We start from the raw sequence: 19603 nt of genomic DNA, 5'->3' as shown, positions 1-19603 counted from the left end.
GAACATGATGCGCGGGGGTGCCGCGCCCATTTTCATTTGCAATTCACGCCATTCGGTAATGCGAGTTACTGGATGGTTTTTTTGTTTTTACAGGAGGTATGCCGTTGAAGCTGGAGGAATACGTATACCGGGGACAAAAACGGCTGCGTTGCGGCTACACAACGGGTTCCTGCGCCGCCGCGGCGGCGAAAGCGGCGGCGGTGATGCTCCTGTCTGAAAAGCAGATAGAGGAAGTCAGCCTGATGACGCCCAAGGGGATTTTTCTGCGTTTGACCGTCCAGAATGTGCGGATCGAAAAAGGGGAGGTTTCCTGCGCCATTCAAAAAGACAGTGGAGACGACCCCGACATTACCAACGGCGTTTTGGTTTATGCGCATGTGACCCGTATCGACCAAGACATTCTTGTGGAAGGCGGCGAAGGCGTTGGGCGCGTCACGCGGGCAGGACTGAAATGTGCGGTAGGGGAAGCGGCGATTAATCCCGGTCCCCGCGAACTGATTATCCGGAATGTACAAGAGGTCTGCCGGGACTATGCGTATCCAGGCGGAATGCTCGTTCGGATTTCCGTTCCCAATGGTGCGGAACTGGCTAAAAAAACCTTTAATCCCCGGTTGGGAATCGAGGGTGGTATTTCGATTCTGGGTTCAACCGGTATTGTAGAACCAATGAGCGAACGCGCGTTGATTGAGACAATACGTGCCGAGCTGACGCAGATGAAAACGAACGGCGCGCAGGTGGCGGCGGTGGTACCCGGCAATTATGGGGAAACGTTTTTACATGATGGTCTTTGCCTGCCGTGCAGGGCGGTGCAGTGCAGCAATTATATGGGGGACATGTTGGACCTTGCGGTGGAGCTTCGATTCGACGGTATTCTCTTAGTGGGCCATATTGGAAAACTGGTAAAACTGGCGGGCGGCATCATGAATACGCATTCCCGTTATGCTGATGGACGGATGGAGATTTTAGCGGCCCATGCGGCGCTGCATGGGGCGGACGCGTCCGTAATTGCCCAGTTGATGGACTGTGCTGCAACAGATGAAGCGCTTTCCATACTGGATGGACAAGCGCTTATGCATCCGGTAATGGATACTGTCCTAAAAAAAATTGCCGATCACATGGATCTGCGCGTACATGGAAGTTTGCAGACCGCAGCAATTGCTTTTTCCGATGCTTATGGCGTCTTGGGGCAGACGGACAGGGCCGCTGACCTGATGAGGCGGCTCAGAGAGGAAGATAAAACATGATCTATATCGTAGGGGCAGGCTCCGGAGCGGTGGACCTGATCACGGTTCGTGGCGCACGCCTGATGCAGAAGGCGGATGTCGTTGTTTATGCGGGTTCTTTGGTCAATCCGCAGATTCTTACGGAGTATACGAAGCCGGAGTGCCGGATTTATGACAGCGCCCGTATGACGCTGGAAGAAGTATTGCAGGTGTTGCGCGCGGGGGAAAAAGCCGGTCAAACGGTGGTGCGGCTGCATACGGGGGACCCCTGCCTCTATGGAGCGATTCGCGAGCAGATGGACGCACTGGATGCACAGGGCATTGCATATGAAGTGGTACCGGGAGTCAGTTCCTTTTGCGGAGCCGCCGCCGCTCTGTGCGCGGAATACACGCTGCCCGGCGTTTCCCAGTCGGTTATCATTACCCGAATGGCGGGACGTACCCCTGTGCCGGAAAGGGAAGAGATTGAAAAACTGGCTTCGCACGGCGCGACAATGGTGATTTTCCTCAGTACAGGGTATTTAAAGGCGCTCAGGGAACATCTGCTCTCCGGCGGATACGCATCGGATACGCCGGCTGCGATCGTGTATAAAGCGACCTGGCCGGATGAGAAGGTGGTACGCGGGACGGTGGAGGAGCTGCCGCGAATGGCGAAAGAAAACGGAATCGAAAAAACAGCGTTGATTCTGGTGGGCGGATTTTTGGGAAATCAGTATGACCGCTCTAAATTGTATGACCCCTCTTTTTCCCATGGATACCGGACAGCCGGGTGTCCGGAGAGCATACATGAAGATTGAATTGATTGCCTTTTCTGCAAAAGGAGCAAAGCTGGCGGCCCAAATGGCCTTTTTGCTGGAAGAAGAAGGGCATAGCTGTCAAGCGTTTGCCCCGGAAAACTATGCGGTGCAAACATCCGTTATGCCGCTTCAACAAACGCTTTCCAACTGGACGGAGCAGGCTTTTTTCCATGCAGACGCACTCCTGTTTGTCTGTGCCTGCGGAATAGCCGTGCGGAGCATCGCGCCGTATCTGCGGAGTAAAAAAGAGGATCCGGCCGTCCTTGTAATGGATGAATGCGGGCATTTTGTGATATCTCTGGTTTCCGGGCATGTTGGCGGCGCAAATGCGTTGGCAAAGGTAATTGCCAACCGGACCGGCGCAACGCCAGTCATAACGACCGCTACGGATGTCAACAGACTGTTTGCGGTGGATACCTGGGCGGTGGAAAATCAAATGATGATCGCTGATTTTGCGGCGGCAAAGGCGGTATCCGCCGCGCTGCTGAACGGGCAAACGGTTGGTTTCTACAGTGACTTTCCTGTGCAGGGAACATTGCCGAATGGGCTGGCATGGATGCAGGAAGGGGAAATCGGTATCCAGATTTCCTTGCAGTCAAGGCCGCGCTTTCAAACGACCTGTTGGTTGATTCCACGTGTCTTAACTGTGGGAATTGGCTGTAAAAAGGGTGTTTCTAAGGGAAAAATAGAGAATGTTGTAAAAAACGCCTTGCAAGGGATAGGACTTTACATTGAAAATGTGAGAAAAGTTGCATCGATTGACCTGAAAGCGCATGAAATCGGCATTCTTGAGTTCTGTAAAGCTTATAGGCTTGACAGAAAATTTTATACAGCAGAGCACTTAGAGCGGGTTTCCGGTCAGTTTTCCGGCTCGGATTTTGTAAAAAAAGTGACCGGTGTGGACAATGTCTGTGAACGGGCGGCTGTCATCGGCGGAGAGCGCCTTATTCTCCCAAAGCAGGTTTACGATGGGGTGACAGTTGCCGTTGCGGCGGAGCCGTGGACGGTTGTTTTTCCACGCGCGGAAGGAGAATAGATATGAAGCTATACGTTGTAGGGCTTGGACCAGGCGCACCGGAGCAGATGACCAACCGCGCCGCAGCCGCGCTGGAGAAAAGCGATGTCATTGTTGGGTATACCGGATATGTGGAGCAGATTGCACCGTTTTATCCAGAGAAAAAGCAGATTTCTACGCCCATGCGGGGGGAGAGAGAACGCTGCCGGGTCGCGGTGGAAGAAGCCGCCGGCGGAAAGACCGTATCCATCGTTTGCAGCGGGGATGCCGGTGTTTATGGAATGGCAAGTCCGGTTCTGGAAGCGGCGTCCGTTTATCCGGACCTGGAGGTAGAGGTGATTCCGGGGGTAACAGCGGCATGCAGCGGGGCGGCCCTGTTGGGTGCGCCGCTTTCCCACGATTTTGCGGTGATCAGCTTGAGCGATCTTTTAACGCCCTGGGAACTGATTGAGAAGCGTCTGGCCTGTGCAGCAGAGGCTGATTTTTCGATCTGCCTGTACAATCCTTCCAGCAAGAAACGGGCGGACTATCTGCAAAAAGCCTGCGAAATTCTTTTGCGGTTCCGCTCACCGAATACGCCTGCCGGTGTGGTTCGGAACATCGGGCGCAAAGGGGAAACCGCCGCATATATGACGTTGGAGGAGTTACAGCGCTACCAGGCGGACATGTTTACAACAGTTTTTATTGGAAATTCGCAGACAAAAATGATTCAAGGGAAACTGGTGACGCCGCGGGGATACCGGGAGGAAGCATAATGCCGTCTGTATTACTGTTTGCCGGGACCAGCGAGGGCCGGGAGCTGGCGGAACGCCTGATTGGGCATGGGTTGCAAATCTATGTCAGCGTTGCGACTGGTTATGGAGCGTCTCTTTTGCCGCACGCGGGGCTGCAGGTCTTGCAGGGCCGGATGGAGGAGGAACAAATTGAGCAATTTTTGCAGGCGCATTCAGTGGATTGTGTGGTCGATGCCACGCATCCGTATGCCGTGTTAGCGACAAGGCATATTCAGTCCGCCTGCCGCAAACTGGCAGTGGACTGTTTGCGCCTTTTGCGTGAGCAGGCAGAAGAACCTTTGCATGAAATGCAAGGTTGCCTGTATGTGGATGGGGTGCAGGCAGCGGTTGACGCTTTGCGCAAAACACAGGGAAACGTATTGCTGACGACGGGTTCAAAAGACCTGTCCGCCTTTACACAAATACCGGATTATCAACAGAGATTGTTTGTGAGAATCCTGCCCAGTGTGGAAGCGGTCCGGCATGGCTTGGAGCTGGGCATAACGCCAAGCCATTTGATCTGCATGCAGGGACCTTTTTCCAAAGAGTTAAATTTGGCTTTATTGCATCAGTTTACGATTCGAGCAATGGTAACAAAAGAATCCGGAAAAGCCGGTGGATTCATGGAAAAACTGGAGGCGGCGCAGGCGGCGGGAGTTCAAACGATTGTAATTGGAAGACCGCCGCAGACGCCGGGAGATTTGTTAGAGTCCGTTTGGTCAAATTTAAAACAAAGGTTTTCATTGTAAGGAGGCGGCACGATGGCGGAACAGATTTATTTTGTCGGCATTGGGATGGGAAACCGCGATACGCTGACCATTGGCGCATGGGAAGCGCTACAACAATGCGACTGCCTGATTGGTGCACAGCGAATGCTGGAAGCGTTTCAGGATTTACCCTGTGAAAAGCGTGCTTTGACGCTTTCAGAACAGATTGCCGCCTATATTCGATCGCATCCGCAGCATCGTGTGATCGGCGTTGTTTTTTCCGGAGATCTGGGATTTTACAGCGGCGCCAAACGTTTGCGGGTGCTTTTGCAGGAATACCCAATCAAAGAATTTTGCGGAATCAGCTCGGTCTCTTATTTCTGTGCGAAGCTGCACCAATCATGGGAGGATGTGCATTTAATCAGCCTGCACGGACGAACGGGAAATCTGGTGGGCACAGTGCAGACCCACGAAAAGGTGTTTGTTCTGGCGGGCCAGTTGAGCGCGCAGGTTGTCTGCCGGAATTTGTGCAATGCCGGACTTGCACAGGTGTCTGTATCTGTGGGGGAGCGTCTGTCCTATCCGGATGAACGCGTGACGACGGGAACCGCGCAGGAGTTATCCGAACGGGAGTTTCACCCGCTCAGCGTGTTGCTGATTCAAAATCCGAATGTCCTGAATCTGACGGGGTTTGGACTGCCCGACCACCTTTTTCTGCGGGGAGACGCGCCAATGACCAAATCCGAGGTGCGTGCGGTTTCCCTGGCGCGGCTTCGGCTTCAGCCGGACAGCGTTGCCTGGGACGTCGGTTCCGGTACAGGCTCGGTGGCGGTGGAAATGGCGCTGCAATCAAAATACGGAAGCATCTATGCAGTGGAAAAAGAGGAGGATGCGGTGGAACTGATCCGGCAGAACCGCAGCAAATTTTCTGTCCTGCATATGAACGTTGTCAAGGGAGAAGCGCCCGCGGTGTTGGATGGTCTGCCCGCGCCTGACAGCGTGTTTATCGGCGGCTGTTCCGGTCATTTGGAGGTGGTGATGCGTACGGCTCTTTATAAGAATTCAAAGGTGCGGATCGTAATCAACGCCATTACGCTGGAGACCTTGCACGCGGCGGTCGATGCGTTTACGTCTTTGCGTTTTACAGATGTAGAGATTTCACAGGTTTCGGTTGCCAGGGCAAATCAGGCCGGCCCGTACCATATGATGCTGGGACAAAATCCGGTTTATGTGCTCAGCGGGCAGGGGGCGGGGCTGTGATCGGGCTGCAGCCACGCGTTCTTCTTGCCGCGGCCGCCAGTGGTTCAGGTAAAACAACGGTGACGTGCGCGATCCTTCGCGCGCTGAAAAATCGCGGTGTACGTGCGGCGGCGTTTAAGTGCGGCCCGGATTATATCGATCCCATGTTTCACAGGGAGGTTTTGGGGGTTCCTTCGACAAATCTGGATCTGTTCCTTTTGCAGGAACAGACGGTCCGTTCCCTTCTGTGTGAAAATGCGCAGGAAGCTGACATTGCCGTTTTAGAGGGCGTGATGGGATATTACGACGGAATCGGCATGACGGACCGAACGAGCAGCTATCATATGGCGTGCGTGACGAAAAGTCCTGTAATATTGCTTGTGGATGCGCGCGGCGCGGCGCTTTCCCTGTTGGCACAAATCGAAGGATTTTTAAAATATCGGCCGGACAGCCGCATTGCGGGTGTGATTTTTAACAGGTTGTCTCCCACGCAGTATCCGGCGCTGAAGGAGCATGTCGAGCAGGACTTGGGGATTGCGTCATTGGGGTTTCTTCCAAAGATGTCGGAAGCCGTGTTGGAAAGCCGTCATCTGGGTTTGGTAACGGCGGAAGAAGTGCGGGGCTTGCAAAACAAGCTGGATATGCTGGCGTTTCAGGCGGAACAAAACATAGAATTGGACCGCCTTCTTGCACTGGCAAAGCGGGCGGAGCCTTTGTCGGTTGGACGTCAAGAGATTCCCGTTATTTCCAAAGGACTGCGCATTGTGGTTGCCCGGGACAAAGCCTTTTGCTTTTCTTATCCGGATTCTATCCGGTTGCTGCAAAAAATGGGTGCGGAGCTTTGTTTTTTCAGCCCTTTGCAGGATGAAAAACTGCCGGAGGAATGCAGTGGGCTTTTGCTGTGCGGCGGTTACCCGGAAGTATTTGCACAGGAGCTGGAAGCGAACTTTTCCATGCGCGCGCAGGTGAAACAGGCCGTGCAGAACGGCTTGCCCTGCATTGCGGAATGCGGTGGTTTTTTATATCTGCATGCGTCGATTGAGGATGAAACCGGCGCTTGCAGAAGGATGGCCGGCGTGCTTCCCATCAAAGGAAAACGAACCGATCGATTACAGCGCTTTGGCTATGCGACTTTGAGAGCCAAAGAGAAAAACCTTCTCTGCAATAAAGGAGAAACCATACCGGTGCATGAATTTCATTATTGGGACAGCACCGACTGCGGCGCGTCTTTCCGGGCGCGAAAGGTGTCCAATGGAAGCGAGTGGGACTGTGTTTTTGCGGGCGATACGCTCTATGCGGGGTATCCCCACCTGCACTTTTGTTCCAATCCGAGGATGGCCGTATCCTTTTTGCAACGATGCCAGAGCTATAAAAAGGAGCAGATCAATGACTTTAGATGAAGCGATTCGCGGGATTGTCCCGCCGGATGAAACCGCCATTCAGCTTGCCTGGCAGCGGTGGGACAGCATTGCAAAACCGCTGCGCAGCCTGGGCCTTTTGGAAGAAGCGCTGGCGCGCATTGCCGGTATGACTGGGATGCCGGAAATTGACCTCAGCCGCAGAGCCGTGACCGTATTCTGTGCGGACAACGGCGTCGTGCAGGAGGGCGTCACACAGACCGGACAGGAGGTGACCGCTGTTGTGACGGAGAACCTTTCCAAAGGGGATACCAGCGTCTGCCGGATGGCGCAGGTGGCGCATGCGGACGTCTTTCCAGTGGATATCGGCGTTGCACGCGATGTGACGGGAGGAAAAATTTTGCATCGAAAGATTGCATATGGAACGCAGAACATGGTGAATGGCCCTGCGATGACGCGCAAACAGGCGATTCAGGCGCTGGAAACAGGCATTCAATTGGCGCTGGAGCTCAAGGAAAATGGCTATCAAATCCTGGCGACAGGTGAAATGGGGATTGGCAATACGACCACCAGCAGCGCGATCACCGCCGTGTTTCTGCGTTTGCCGCCGGAACAGGTTACGGGACGCGGCGCGGGGTTGTCTTCCGAGGGGCTGAAAAAGAAGATACAGGCGATTGAACGGGCAATTGCGATTAACAAACCGGACTGCAATGACGCGGTAGATGTGCTCTGTAAGGTCGGAGGGCTGGATTTGGCGGGGCTGGCCGGCGTGTTTCTCGGCGGCGCTCTGGCGCGTATCCCTGTTGTAGTGGATGGCTTTATTTCCGCGGCCGCGGCGTTGGCGGCGGTCCGTCTGTGCCCATTCGTTAAAGGGTATTTGCTGGCGTCCCATGTTTCCAGTGAACCGGCGGGACAGCTTTTGATGCGGGAGTTGGAGCTGCAGCCGTTTATCACAGCTAATATGTCGTTAGGAGAAGGAACGGGCGCTGTGGCCGCCCTGCCGATTTTGGATATGGCATGTGCGGTTTACAATGGGATGCGCACGTTTGAGCAGATCGAAATTGCACCGTATCAGCCCTTAGCCTAGGAGGTATATACAATGTTGACATTGGTTCTGGGCGGCGCCGCCAGCGGAAAGTCCGAATATGCCGAAGCTTTGGTGATGAAACTTTCCGGTACGCCGCGCATCTATCTGGCGACCATGCAGGCAAACGACGCGGAAAGCCGGGCGCGTGTGGAGCGGCACATTGCTCTGCGTGAAGGGAAAGGCTTTTTAACGGTGGAGTGCCCGCTGGCATTGGAACATGTCGCGGTTCCTTCAGGATCGGTCGTCTTGTTGGAATGCATGTCCAACTTATTGGCAAACGAGTGTTTTAGTCCGGACGGTGCGGGGAAGTTGGCCTGCGAACGGATCCTGCGCGGGATGGATCGCTTATGTCAACTGGCCGATAATGCCGTTGTCGTTTCCAATTTGGTGTTTTCGGATGGAATGATATATGATGCGTCCACCATGGCATATATCGCAAGGCTGGCGCGCGTGAACGCCGCTTTGGCGCAAAAAGCGGATCGCTTGGTGGAGGTTGTATGTTCTATTCCGATTCTGCATAAGGGGAAAGGGGAAAGTACAGCGTGCGTCTGATTCGATCGTTCTGTATCGCTTTTTCGATGTATTCCCGCCTGCCTGTACCGCATACGGAGTGGACCGAAGACGATATGCGGTATGTCATGTGCTTTTTCCCGCTGATCGGCGCGGTAATCGGCCTGGTTCTGGTTGCGTGGACTTCTATTTCCGTCCATTGTGGGATTGGGAAAGCCCTGTTTGCTGGAATTGCAACGGTTATTCCGGCCCTTTTGACAGGGGGAATTCATTTGGATGGGTTTTGCGATACATTGGATGCCCTGGGGTCCCGGCAACCGATGGAACGCAAGCTGGAAATCCTGAAGGATTCCAACAGCGGCGCGTTTGCCGTCATTGGCTGCTGCGTTTATTTCCTGCTGCTTTTTTGTCTGTGGCAGGAATTGGAGCCGAATGGAAAATCGTTGTGCATTCTGGCGATTGGTTTTATACTTTCCCGCGTGTTGAGCGGCCTTTCCGTGGTTTGTTTTCCGTGTGCAAAAAACAGCGGTTTGTTGGCGATGTTTTCCCGCGCGGCGGACAAACGGCGTACGGCTTGGGTGCTGGCGGCCAGCTTGGTTGCGTTGATAATATTTTTATTGCTGATAGAGGTTAAAACCGGTGCAGCGGTGTTGTTTGCCGCATTTGCGGCGTTTGCATATTATCGTTGGATGTCCGCACGGGAATTCGGCGGAACCACCGGCGACCTGGCTGGATGGTTTTTACAGGTGTGCGAGCTGGCCATTTTATTGGCGGCAGTCGTTGTGCAGAAAATATAAACGTTGGGAGAAGGAAACATGCATCTGGTAATTGGCGGTGCAAAACAGGGGAAACTGCAATGGGTATTACAGGAAATGAGCGGTGTGGCGTCACAGGTAGCGTATACGTGCGATGAGGCGAAAAATATGCCAATTTGGAACGCACTGCACGAAGAGATCCGCAGGCTGATGCTGCTTGGGCAGGCTCCGGGAAAAGCAGTAGAACAGGTGTTGTTTCAGAATCCGGAAATCACGATTTTGTGCGATGAAATCGGCTGTGGAATCGTACCGGTTGACGCGTTTGAACGCGAGTGGAGGGAGCAGACGGGGCGAATCTGCTGCATGCTGGCCCAGCGCGCGGAACGGGTGGACCGCGTGTTCTGCGGGATTGCGGCCTGTATCAAACCGGAGGCTCCAGTATGATCGGCTCTTTCGCGGCGCTTTTGTTGGGCTTCCTTTTGGACCTGTGCTTTGGGGATCCGCAATGGCTGCCGCATCCGGTGCGGTTAATCGGATGGCTGATTCAAAAGCTGGAAACGCTTTTACGTGCGCACTTCCCAAAAACAAAACGGGGAGAACAGACAGCGGGCGTTTTGCTTGCTGTTTTGGTGCCGTTGCTCTCTCTGTTCGCGGTGGGCGCACTTCTATTTCTTTTCAGAAAAATCAACGTTTGGTTATATTTTGCTCTGGAAACGCTGCTTTGCTATCAAATGCTGGCGGCAAAATCTCTTCGAACAGAAAGTATGAAGGTATATGATCATCTGCGGAAAGACGATCTGGAGGGTGCGAAGAAGGCTGTATCCATGATCGTTGGACGCGACACGCAGGCGCTCTCTAAAACCGGCGTGACGAAGGCGGCGGTGGAGACCGTGGCGGAGAATACCTCTGATGGGGAAATAGCGCCGCTTTTCTTTTTGGCGTTGGGCGGTGCGCCATTGGGCGTGTTTTACAAAGCAGTCAATACAATGGATTCCATGGTAGGCTATAAAAACGAGCGATACCTGCACTTTGGTAGGGCCGCGGCAAAGCTGGACGATATTCTGAATTTTATTCCGTCCAGACTGTCGGCGTGGCTGATGATCCTGGTTGCTCGTCCCTTGGGACTGGATGCAAAAAATGCGCTTCGCGTCTATCGGCGCGACCGTTTTTGCCATGCGAGCCCGAACAGTGCGCAAACAGAAGCGGCCTGCGCTGGTGCGTTGGGTGTACAGCTGGCAGGGGACGCTTCTTATTTTGGTAAGCTTGTTGCTAAGCCGACGATCGGAGACAAAATGAGACCGGTTGTGCCGGAGGATATCCGGCGGGCCAATCGGCTTTTATATGGGGCGTCGATTCTGATGCTGCTTTTATGCATGATTTTTCGTTTTTGTATGTTGCTATGTTGGGGGTGATGTGTGTGAATTTGATACACGGCGGTGATGTTTACTCGGTACAGAAAGAACAGGGAAAAGTGCCGCTCGATTTTTCCGCCAATATCAATCCGCTTGGTATGCCTCCGGGAGCGATAAAAGCGGTACTGGATTCCCTCGAAGAGTGTGTGCATTATCCGGATCCGCTCTGCCGCGCACTGCGGGATGCGGTTTCCGCATATGAGGGCGTTTCTGCGGAACAGGTTGTGTGTGGCAACGGCGCGGCGGACTTGATTTTTCGCATTGCCGCCGCGGCAAAGCCGCGAACAGCGCTTTTGCCGGCTCCAACCTTTGCAGAATATGAACAGGCGCTGTTGACTGCCGGCTGCAACTGCCGGTTTTATCCATTGGAAGAAACAAATGATTTTGCCTTTACAGAGGATTTTTTACGGGAATTGACGCCGGAGATCGATATATTGTTTCTCTGTAATCCCAATAATCCAACCGGGCGGACGATCGAACAAGATTTGCTTTTGCAGATTGCAGAACGATGTAAAAATTTATCCATCCGCCTTGTGGTGGACGAATGCTTCAATGATTTTTTAAACGAGCCGGAAAAACATACAATGAAGCCGCATTTGAACAGGTATCCCAATATGCTCTTGCTGAAAGCGTTTACAAAAATATACGCCATGCCCGGGCTGCGGTGCGGATACGCACTCTGTTCCGATCCCCATTTTATAGATGTATTATATGCAGTGGGACAGCCGTGGAGCGTTTCTGTTCCCGCGCAAAGAGCGGGCATAGCGGCTCTGACGGATGAGGCTTATCTGCGTGAGACACGGCAATGCATAAGAGAAGAACGCACGTGGCTGGCACGACATCTGGAACAGCTTGGAGCAAAGGTTTATCCTACGGAGGCCAATTATATTCTGTTCCGCATGGAGAATGCGGAATCCATCCGAAAACGGCTTGCGAACAAGGGCGTCTTAGTGCGCGGCTGCGGGAATTACAGGGGTCTGAATGACCACTACCTGCGTATTGCGGTGCGCGGACGAAAAGAAAATGAACAGCTGATTGCTGCGTTAAAAAACAGCTTAGAGGGGTGAAGGCCGGATGGCAAGGGCAATCATGGTGCAGGGGACGATGTCGAATGCGGGAAAAAGCTTTTTGGTCGCTGGCCTGTGCCGGATTTTTAAACAGGATGGATATCGGGTCGCGCCGTTTAAATCCCAGAATATGGCGCTGAATTCCTATATCACTTCGGAAGGGCTGGAAATGGGGCGTGCGCAGGTGATGCAGGCGGAAGCCGCCGGTGTAGAGCCCTCGGTACGAATGAATCCGATTCTGCTGAAACCGACGAATGACACTGGGTCGCAGGTGATCGTTAACGGCAGGCCGATTGGAAATATGGATGCTTCCGCATATTACCCATTTAAAAAGCGGCTGATTGCCCCGATTCTGGAGGCATACCAGTCCTTGGCGGCGGAAAATGATATCATTGTTTTGGAAGGCGCCGGAAGCCCGGCGGAAATCAACCTGAAGCAGGACGATATTGTCAATATGGGAATGGCAAAGCTGGCAAAGGCTCCGGTGCTGTTGGTAGGAGATATCGACCGCGGCGGCGTGTTTGCTTCCCTGTATGGGACCATGGCGCTGTTGGATCCTGCGGAGCGCGAGAGGGTTAAGGCAATGGTTATCAACAAGTTCCGCGGCGATGTGGAGCTTTTAAAACCGGGCCTTTGTATGCTGGAGGAGCGCACGCATGTGCCTTTTGCCGGTGTGATTCCTTATATGCGGATCGAACTGGATGACGAGGACAGCTTATCAGAGCAGTTGCATCAAAAAAAACAGGGCAATTTAATCGATCTTGCGGTGGTCCGCTGCCCAAAGGTATCCAATTTTACGGACTTTAACCCGCTGGCAAGAATGCCCGGCGTTTCCGTGCGGTATGTGGAGTCTGTCAGAGAATTTGGCAGCCCGGATCTGGTGCTTCTTCCAGGTACGAAAAACGTAATGGGAGATTTGCAATGGATGCGGGAAAACGGTTTAGAGTCCTGTATTGTGACATATGCAAAGCAGGGGAATCCAGTCTTGGGAATCTGCGGCGGATACCAGATGCTGGGCAAAAGAATCAGTGATCCATTCGGCGTCGAAGGCGGCGGAGAGATTGAGGGAATGGCGCTTCTTCCGGTGTCCACTGTGTATGAAAAAGAAAAGGTCCGCACCCGTGTGAAGGGTTCTGTTTTGCCAGTAAACGGTGTTCTGGAGGGACTATCCGGCACGCCGTTTGAAGGCTATGAAATTCATATGGGGAGAACGGAGCGGGAAGCGGGAACCAGGCCCTTTGTTGCAATGGCGGAGCAGGGAAAAGAGGAAAAGGAAGACGGCGCAGTATATGGCAATGTCTATGGTACTTACGCGCACGGCTTTTTTGACGGAAAGGCGGCGCCCGCACTGATACGGTCGCTCCTGCGTCGCAAAGGGCTGGACGCGGACATGCTTCCCGAGATCGACCAGCAGGCGTTTAAAGAGACACAGTATAATCTATTAGCGGATACCCTGCGCGAAAGTCTGGATATGCGCATGATTTACCAGATTTTAAAGCAGGGTGTTTAAAAGGAGAACATTATGCAGTTTACAACCATACAGCCGGGAGAGATAGAAAAACGTAGCTTTTCCATCATTGAAGCGGAGCTGGGAAAAAGGGTGCTAAACCCGGACGAAGCGCCTGTGATCAAGCGGGTAATCCATACGACCGCGGATTTTGACTATGTGGAAAATCTTTGTTTTTCGCCTGACGCCGTAAAAAAGGGGATTGCGGCGCTGAAAAGCGGCGCCTGCATCGTGACGGATACGGAAATGGCGAAGGCAGGCGTCAATAAAAAAAGTCTTGCACGCTGGGGCGGGGAGGCCTTTTGTTTTATGGCGGATCCAGATGTTGCGAGAGAGGCAAAAAACCGCGGCGTTACCCGAGCGACCGTCAGTATGGAGCGTGCGGCGCGGTTGGCTGGGCCGTTCATTTTTGCAATTGGAAACGCGCCAACGGCGCTGATTCGCCTGCATGAGTTGATCTGCAAAAAAGAAATCCAACCGGCACTGGTGATCGGTGCACCGGTTGGATTTGTCAATGTAGTAGAGGCAAAAGAGTTGATTTTACAGGGCGGATCGCCTTACATTATTGCGCGCGGCAGAAAAGGCGGCAGCAATGTGGCGGCGGCCATTTGCAATGCGCTGCTTTATTTGGCGGAAGATCGGAAATTGTGAGAATAAAGGAGAACAGATCGTGGGGAAAAAAGCAATTCTGGCAGTCAGCTTTGGAACAACCGTAGACGAAACCCGTGAAAAGACGATCGGCGCGATAGAAGAAGCATTGCGGACAGCTTTTCCGGGTTGGGAGGTCCGCCGTGCGTTTACCAGCCCGACCATTCTGCACAAGCTGGCGGCAAGGGGGCAGCCGACGGAAAACGTATGGCAGGCGCTTGGCCGATTGGCAAAGGATGGTTTTTCGTCGGTTCTTTGTCAGCCGACCTATGTTGTCAACGGCGAAGAATATGAGGATCTATGCAAAATGGTAAAGCAATATGCCGCCCGCTTTGACCACATTTACTGCGGCAGGCCGTTGTTGACCCAAACAGAGGATTACCATGAGGTTGCGGCGGCCATTCAAAAGGCGTACTCCCTGCCGGAGAGCACAGCGCTTGTTTTGATGGGGCACGGGACCGTACATTTTGCAAACGCCGCTTACGCCGCGCTGGACTATGTGTTCAAAGAACGGGGCGCGCAGAATATTTTTGTCGGTGCGGTGGAAGGATACCCGGAATTGGACAACCTTCGCCGTCAGGTCAGCCGGTTTCGACCGGAACGTGTGGTGCTTGCACCGCTGATGGTGGTGGCAGGAGACCATGCACGAAACGATATGGCGGGCGAAACTGATTCCTGGAAAACAGCGTTTGAAGCGGACGGTTATCCGGTGGAAGCCGTTTTAAAAGGGCTTGGAGAGTACACGGATATTCGTGCCATTTATGTGCGGCATGCGAAGGACGCGATGCAGGAGACATAAAAAATCAGGTGCAGCATAGGCGGCACCTGATTTTTTTATGGACGGTAAAACCATGTTTCCCCGCGCTGGGATAAGCGGACAATACGGTTCCAGCAGGGCAATGTCTGCGGGTCTGAGAAAATACGGTCAAAAATAGAAAATTGGGAACCGAAGTGCATGGGAACAAGCATCCTTGCGTCGGCGTGCTGTGTAAAATACTGCAAGCCCAGCAGGGCGTTTTCTTCCTGGCGCGGGTCGACGGGGATGAATGCAATATCAATGGGAATTCCCTCCAATTTGTCGATTTGCTCCTGAAAGCTTTGCGCCATCAGCCGGTTGGCCTCTTCTGGTTCGTCGTTCCAGTGCCACCAATGCAAATCCCCCGCGTGGTAAAGGCAGAGACCGTCTACCTGAACCAGAAATGCAACGCCCAAATCCGTGGAAGCGAGCGTCCGTATCTCCAAATCTCCGAGGCTGTAACTTTTTCCGGCGCTTACCCGCAGGCACTCTTCAGAAGTGCTGATATCGTCCGATAAGATATACTGGATGGAAGGTATTTGTTTGCGCCATTGAAAAATGTTACGGTTAAAGTGGTCGGGGTGGCTGTGGGAAACAAAAACAACGGTGTTGGAATCTTGCAATTCAGCCGGATCGACGACGCCGTCTCTCAAGCCGCCGGAGCGTGGAGAATCAAGAAAATAGTCGAATATCAGGAAGTGCCGTTCTGTTTTTACTGCAAAGCCGCTGTTGTATAAATACCAAATGGAAACGGGCTTCATAAAATCAGCTCCTTTTCATGGAATATTGTAAGAGGGTGCAGGTTTCTCCAGCCAAGTTTCAATATTTCCGGAAAGCTTTTGATCGGCATGTGATGCAGTATCGTCCAATGACCGGTCAGGGCGAATGGTTTTTCTGTGCGAATGTAAAATGGGACAAAGCGTCCGGCTTTTCCGGAAAGTACCGTTGTGATCCTTTTTGGAAGATTTCCCTTTCATCACACCTGGTATCTGTGATCAGTATAACACAGAATTGCTTTTTACGTGCTTCTGCGTTAGAATAGGGCGAGTAAAGAGGTGTGGTATGGAACGAACAATTTGCTATCAAGGCGAGACGATTGCTTATCAACTGGAATGGAAACGTGTGAAAAATGTTAATATACGCGTTTTACCGAGCGGGCTTGTCTGTGTGTCCGCCAACCGAAAAGTTGCTTCCAAGGAAGTCGACCGGATTGTTTCCAGCCGCGCGGAATGGATCGTGCGCGCCAGGACATATTATGCGGGACGAGCGGTACAGCAGATGCCCGTTACCTATCAAAGCGGCGAGCCCGTGTGCTTATTTGGAAAGCGCTATGAATTGCAGGTGGAGCCTTCCAACCGGGAACGGATCGTTCCGGAGGGAAATGATTTGCGTATGTTTGTAAACGACCCGGAAGATTTTTCTCATAACAAACGCCTATTTGAAGCCTGGTACCGTGCCTGTTGTGAGGCGGCCCTGACGCGGGCGGTGGAGACGGTGTTTCCGCTTTTTCAAAAGTATCAAATTCCCATGCCGCAGTTTCGTATCCGCAGGATGAAGACACGTTGGGGTTCCTGTCTGCCCATCAAACGGGTGGTGACCATCAATCTGTATCTGGCGCAGGCTCCTGTTGCCTGTATGGAATATGTGGTGGCGCATGAACTCGCGCATTTGGTGCGAGCGGATCACTCTGCGCAGTTCTACGCGGTGTTGGACGCGGTCATGCCGGACCACAGGGAGAGAAAACGGTTGCTGCGGGAACAAAGGATTAACTGCTATACCGAATGATTCCTTTATAAATACAAACAAGCCCCCTTGGCATACAATTTGCCGAGGGGGTGTTTTTATAGCAGTATACCATTTAAAAAAGAGAAAACGTCCCCGCGCAAACCAAATTTATTGGATTCTTTCCAAAAGACGCGCACTGATCCTGCTTTTCAGCTGTTTGGCATTGGTATTGGCCTGTATGATTGGTGCGCGCGGTATCCAGGCGGTTTGGACGGCGGCGGGCCTTTCTTCCGCGCCGGTTTATCGCGTCCAAACGGAACATAAGCAGGTGGCGGTCACGTTTGATGTGGAGTGGAACGACCGGCAAATTGAGGAGCTGCTGACGGTATTACAGCAAAATCAGGCAGAAGCAACTTTTTTTGTCACCGGCCGCTGGGCGGAGACGCACACCGATACGCTGCAGAAAATCGCAGCGGCGGGGTGTGAGGTTGGAAATCATTCCGACACGCATCCTCACATGGCAAAGATGTCTCCGGAGCAGATCATTGCACAGATAAAAAACTGTAATGAAAAAGTGGAATCGATCCTTGGAAGAACGCCAAAGCTGTTTCGGTCTCCCTACGGGGAGGAGAACGCAGAATTGGTGGCGGCTGTGGAAGAAGCGCGCCTGCTATTTGTTCAGTGGGACGTAGAAGCACTCCATACAAAAGAAAATGCCGGTTTAGATGTTATTCGGCGCCCAATGCCGCCATGGTGATATAGTTGTACGGCTGGTTAAAGTGGGGCAGGAAGAACAGGTCCAGCAGCTTGAGCCGGTCGATGGTGACCTTTTCCTGTACAGCAAGAGAGAACATGTGGATTCCCATCGACATGTCATAGCGGGAGGCCATCTGCGCGCCGAGGATGACGCGTGTGTCACGGCGATACACAATGCGGACTTTTACTTTTTCATTGTGGTTCATGAACCGCGGTTTCTGGTAATCTTCAAAGTCCGCGGAAGCGACGTCAAATCCGAACCGGCGCGCCTTCTCCAGCGTAAGGCCGGTGGATACCATATTAAAGCCCCAGATACTGATACCGTTGGAGCCCTGTACGCCTTCGGTTTCCACATGCCCGCCGCAGACGTTGTTGGCGGCGATGACGCCGGAACGCACTGCATTGCTTGCAAGCGCGATGTAATTGACGTCGTCGATGGAGTTGTCGTAGACAGTGGCGCAGTCGCCGATGGCATAGACGTCCGGCAGACTTGTGCGCTGTTCTTTGTCCACATGATAAGCACCGTTTTTAAACAGCGCGATTTGCTCCGCGCCCAGCTTGGCATTGGGCTTAAAGCCAATGGCCAGCACCGCCATGTCCGCGTCAAATTCGCCCTGGTCGGTAATCACCTTTTCCACCTTTGTCTTGCCGGCGATTTTTGTAACCGTCTGGTTAAATGCGAGTTCAATGCCATGGCTGCGCAGCGTTTCCGCCATCAGGCTGCAAAAATCGTCGTCGTAATAGCTGGAAAGGCAGGTGGGGGCGCAGTCGATTAAAACGACTTCTTTGCCGTTGCGCTTGAAGGCCTCGGCAAGCTCCACGCCGATATAGCCCGCGCCGATAACGGCGACCTTTTTGATCTCATCGGTATGAAGCTTATGAATGACTTCGTCCGCGTCCTGGTAGCGCTTGACCAGCTGTACATTTTCCAAATCACATCCTTCAATTTTGGGGATGATCGGCTGCGAACCGGTTGCCAGAATCAGCTTGTCATAGGGTTCCTCATACTGGGAGTGGCTGGAGTCCTCCGCGTACACAATTTTACGGTCAAAATCAATTTTATTTACGAGTGTTTCCATATGGACGATAGCGCCTTTTTCCTGCAACAGCTTTTGGGAAGAATAGAACAACCCCTCCGGGCCGGCAATCTGCCCGCCGATCCACAGTGCCATACCGCAGCCTAAAAAGCTGATATTGGAGTTGGCGTCGAAAACGACCACCTCATTGGAGGGATCCAGATCCAAAATGGTGTTGACGGCGGCAGTGCCGGCATGGTTGGCGCCGATGATAACAATCTTACTCATATTGCACAGTTCCTCACTTTCGTATTGGGTTTCGCAGAGAATCAATCGGATTGCTGCTAGTATGTACATATTTGGAAGGAATAAACATTTAAAAGGCCTGTCCGCTGCGCTTCCCGCAGACCAGGAAAGCCAAAGCTTTGCCTGGTTCCGCAGGGAAATCAATCGTCCAGATGTGTGTCGCCCTGTACCAAAAGTCCAAAGCGAAGCAACGCGGCAACGATGACCAGGATATCTGCGTTATGATTGATCTTAGCGCGGCAGAATTGTTTGGGGTCGTTGCGGGCCTGGCACACACTGTTGCCGGAAAGCTTAAAATAGAAAAGCAGGGCTGTAATGACCATAACGCTGGAAAGTGCCTGAAACGGAAGCGTTTTTGGCATGCATTTGCACAGTTCCGGATCCGTGGCGGAACAGATCAACTGTTTCCGCTGGATACTGACAGAGTAATAAGACAGCAGAATTGCACCGATGATAACCAGGATATACCACTGTGATTTGTCTATGATTTTCAGCTGTTGCTGGGTTTCTTCCGGCAGATCGCTGATACAAAAATGATTCGTTTGGATCACCGCCTATATATCAGGTGTTCTATTCTATGCGAAAACGTATGGGGAAGTGAAAACATAATCCGCTGTATCCGCTCATAAGTATGAACATACAAGAGACTGTCTTAAGCTGAATGAAAAGGGTGGATACATATGACGGAAGTGGTCCAGGAAAACGGTTTTACGGTACGAAATATCTTTGCGGATTCGCCAAAAGAAAAGGGCCGGCAGGAATTTGTCCAGAGGGTAGGGGCGGCAATGAAGGCGTTTGACCGGAATAAGCGGACGGAACCGTCCTCTGCGGAGCATTGAATGGAGAAATAGGAACTGCTATAATGGGGTTGCCGCAGTCCTGCGGCAGCTCCGTTTCTTTGTAAGG

22 protein-coding genes are annotated in these 19603 nt (G+C 52.7%); 19 read left to right on the top strand and 3 right to left on the bottom strand.

Going from position 1 to position 19603, the window contains the following annotated elements:
- The first annotated feature begins 98 nt into the window (after nt 1-98).
- From cbiD to BN2106_RS09245, 16 genes are read left to right on the top strand one after another with little or no spacing between them, the layout of a single operon-like run.
- On the top strand, nt 99-1244 hold the full coding sequence (cbiD, locus tag BN2106_RS09320) for a cobalt-precorrin-5B (C(1))-methyltransferase CbiD (protein WP_050698267.1): 1146 nt from the start codon (nt 99-101) through the stop codon (nt 1242-1244).
- A complete protein-coding gene (cobM, locus tag BN2106_RS09315; RefSeq protein WP_050698266.1) occupies nt 1241-2020 on the top strand; it encodes a precorrin-4 C(11)-methyltransferase in 780 nt (259 codons plus the stop codon). Before cbiD ends, cobM begins: the two co-directional genes overlap by 4 nt.
- Nucleotides 2010-3056 carry a cobalt-precorrin 5A hydrolase gene (locus BN2106_RS09310; protein WP_050698265.1) on the top strand — a complete coding sequence of 349 codons (1047 nt, stop codon included), beginning with the start codon at nt 2010-2012 and terminating at the stop codon, nt 3054-3056. The genes cobM and BN2106_RS09310 overlap by 11 nt, the downstream gene beginning before the upstream one ends.
- A 2-nt stretch (nt 3057-3058) precedes the next feature.
- On the top strand, nt 3059-3790 hold the full coding sequence (gene cobJ, locus BN2106_RS09305) for a precorrin-3B C(17)-methyltransferase (RefSeq protein WP_050698264.1): 732 nt from the start codon (nt 3059-3061) through the stop codon (nt 3788-3790).
- Nucleotides 3790-4557, top strand: coding sequence for a precorrin-6A reductase (cobK, locus tag BN2106_RS15805; protein WP_050698263.1), 768 nt, complete (start codon nt 3790-3792; stop codon nt 4555-4557). The genes cobJ and cobK overlap by 1 nt, the downstream gene beginning before the upstream one ends.
- Before the next feature lie 12 nt (nt 4558-4569).
- Nucleotides 4570-5775 (top strand): precorrin-6y C5,15-methyltransferase (decarboxylating) subunit CbiE, encoded by a 1206-nt coding sequence (cbiE, locus tag BN2106_RS15800; protein ID WP_050698262.1) that lies wholly within the window; start codon nt 4570-4572, stop codon nt 5773-5775.
- Nucleotides 5772-7154: a cobyrinic acid a,c-diamide synthase CobB gene (locus tag BN2106_RS09290; protein WP_154666471.1), complete on the top strand. Its 1383-nt coding sequence runs from the start codon at nt 5772-5774 to the stop codon at nt 7152-7154. The genes cbiE and BN2106_RS09290 overlap by 4 nt, the downstream gene beginning before the upstream one ends.
- Nucleotides 7141-8199 carry a nicotinate-nucleotide--dimethylbenzimidazole phosphoribosyltransferase gene (cobT, locus tag BN2106_RS09285; RefSeq protein WP_050698261.1) on the top strand — a complete coding sequence of 353 codons (1059 nt, stop codon included), beginning with the start codon at nt 7141-7143 and terminating at the stop codon, nt 8197-8199. The genes BN2106_RS09290 and cobT overlap by 14 nt, the downstream gene beginning before the upstream one ends.
- A 12-nt stretch (nt 8200-8211) precedes the next feature.
- On the top strand, nt 8212-8751 hold the full coding sequence (locus BN2106_RS09280; RefSeq protein ID WP_050698260.1) for a bifunctional adenosylcobinamide kinase/adenosylcobinamide-phosphate guanylyltransferase: 540 nt from the start codon (nt 8212-8214) through the stop codon (nt 8749-8751).
- Nucleotides 8742-9506 carry an adenosylcobinamide-GDP ribazoletransferase gene (cobS, locus tag BN2106_RS09275; protein ID WP_050698259.1) on the top strand — a complete coding sequence of 255 codons (765 nt, stop codon included), beginning with the start codon at nt 8742-8744 and terminating at the stop codon, nt 9504-9506. Before BN2106_RS09280 ends, cobS begins: the two co-directional genes overlap by 10 nt.
- Nucleotides 9507-9524: 18 nt before the next feature.
- On the top strand, nt 9525-9908 hold the full coding sequence (locus tag BN2106_RS09270; RefSeq protein ID WP_050698258.1) for a bifunctional adenosylcobinamide kinase/adenosylcobinamide-phosphate guanylyltransferase: 384 nt from the start codon (nt 9525-9527) through the stop codon (nt 9906-9908).
- Nucleotides 9905-10876, top strand: coding sequence for an adenosylcobinamide-phosphate synthase CbiB (gene cbiB, locus BN2106_RS09265; RefSeq protein WP_195891816.1), 972 nt, complete (start codon nt 9905-9907; stop codon nt 10874-10876). Before BN2106_RS09270 ends, cbiB begins: the two co-directional genes overlap by 4 nt.
- Nucleotides 10877-10881: 5 nt before the next feature.
- Nucleotides 10882-11943 (top strand): threonine-phosphate decarboxylase CobD, encoded by a 1062-nt coding sequence (gene cobD / locus BN2106_RS09260; protein ID WP_242846289.1) that lies wholly within the window; start codon nt 10882-10884, stop codon nt 11941-11943.
- 7 nt (nt 11944-11950) lie between these two features.
- Nucleotides 11951-13453, top strand: coding sequence for a cobyric acid synthase (locus tag BN2106_RS09255; protein WP_050698256.1), 1503 nt, complete (start codon nt 11951-11953; stop codon nt 13451-13453).
- 12 nt (nt 13454-13465) lie between these two features.
- On the top strand, nt 13466-14101 hold the full coding sequence (locus BN2106_RS09250; RefSeq protein ID WP_050698255.1) for a precorrin-8X methylmutase: 636 nt from the start codon (nt 13466-13468) through the stop codon (nt 14099-14101).
- Nucleotides 14102-14120: 19 nt separating this feature from the next.
- On the top strand, nt 14121-14897 hold the full coding sequence (locus BN2106_RS09245) for a sirohydrochlorin cobaltochelatase (protein ID WP_242846288.1): 777 nt from the start codon (nt 14121-14123) through the stop codon (nt 14895-14897).
- Nucleotides 14898-14932: 35 nt separating this feature from the next.
- Here the strand turns inward: BN2106_RS09245 and BN2106_RS09240 are convergent, their stop codons facing one another.
- Complete coding sequence (locus BN2106_RS09240; RefSeq protein WP_050698254.1) at nt 14933-15655, bottom strand: MBL fold metallo-hydrolase; 723 nt, start codon at nt 15653-15655, stop codon at nt 14933-14935.
- A gap of 301 nt (nt 15656-15956) precedes the next feature.
- Between BN2106_RS09240 and BN2106_RS09235 the strand changes: the two genes are divergently transcribed.
- Both BN2106_RS09235 and BN2106_RS16475 read left to right on the top strand, forming a co-directional pair.
- Nucleotides 15957-16679, top strand: coding sequence for a M48 family metallopeptidase (locus BN2106_RS09235; protein WP_050698253.1), 723 nt, complete (start codon nt 15957-15959; stop codon nt 16677-16679).
- A gap of 157 nt (nt 16680-16836) precedes the next feature.
- Nucleotides 16837-17376 carry a polysaccharide deacetylase family protein gene (locus BN2106_RS16475; RefSeq protein ID WP_195891815.1) on the top strand — a complete coding sequence of 180 codons (540 nt, stop codon included), beginning with the start codon at nt 16837-16839 and terminating at the stop codon, nt 17374-17376.
- On the opposite strand, the gene nox is transcribed toward BN2106_RS16475, so the two are convergent.
- Together nox and BN2106_RS09220 are read right to left on the bottom strand one after the other, a co-directional pair.
- Nucleotides 17348-18679: a H2O-forming NADH oxidase gene (gene nox, locus BN2106_RS09225; protein ID WP_050698251.1), complete on the bottom strand. Its 1332-nt coding sequence runs from the start codon at nt 18677-18679 to the stop codon at nt 17348-17350. The genes BN2106_RS16475 and nox overlap by 29 nt on opposite strands.
- Before the next feature lie 158 nt (nt 18680-18837).
- A complete protein-coding gene (locus tag BN2106_RS09220) occupies nt 18838-19248 on the bottom strand; it encodes a hypothetical protein (RefSeq protein WP_050698250.1) in 411 nt (136 codons plus the stop codon).
- Between the two features lie 129 nt (nt 19249-19377).
- Between BN2106_RS09220 and BN2106_RS16150 the strand changes: the two genes are divergently transcribed.
- Nucleotides 19378-19536: a hypothetical protein gene (locus tag BN2106_RS16150; RefSeq protein WP_154666469.1), complete on the top strand. Its 159-nt coding sequence runs from the start codon at nt 19378-19380 to the stop codon at nt 19534-19536.
- The last annotated feature ends 67 nt before the right edge of the window (nt 19537-19603 follow it).

The sequence above is a fragment of the Anaeromassilibacillus senegalensis genome, assembly GCF_001261775.1.
GTDB classification, from domain to species: Bacteria; Bacillota; Clostridia; order Oscillospirales; family Acutalibacteraceae; genus Anaeromassilibacillus; species Anaeromassilibacillus senegalensis.
Note: the sequence above shows the minus strand (reverse complement) of the source record. Positions and strands in the feature narration are given on the sequence as shown.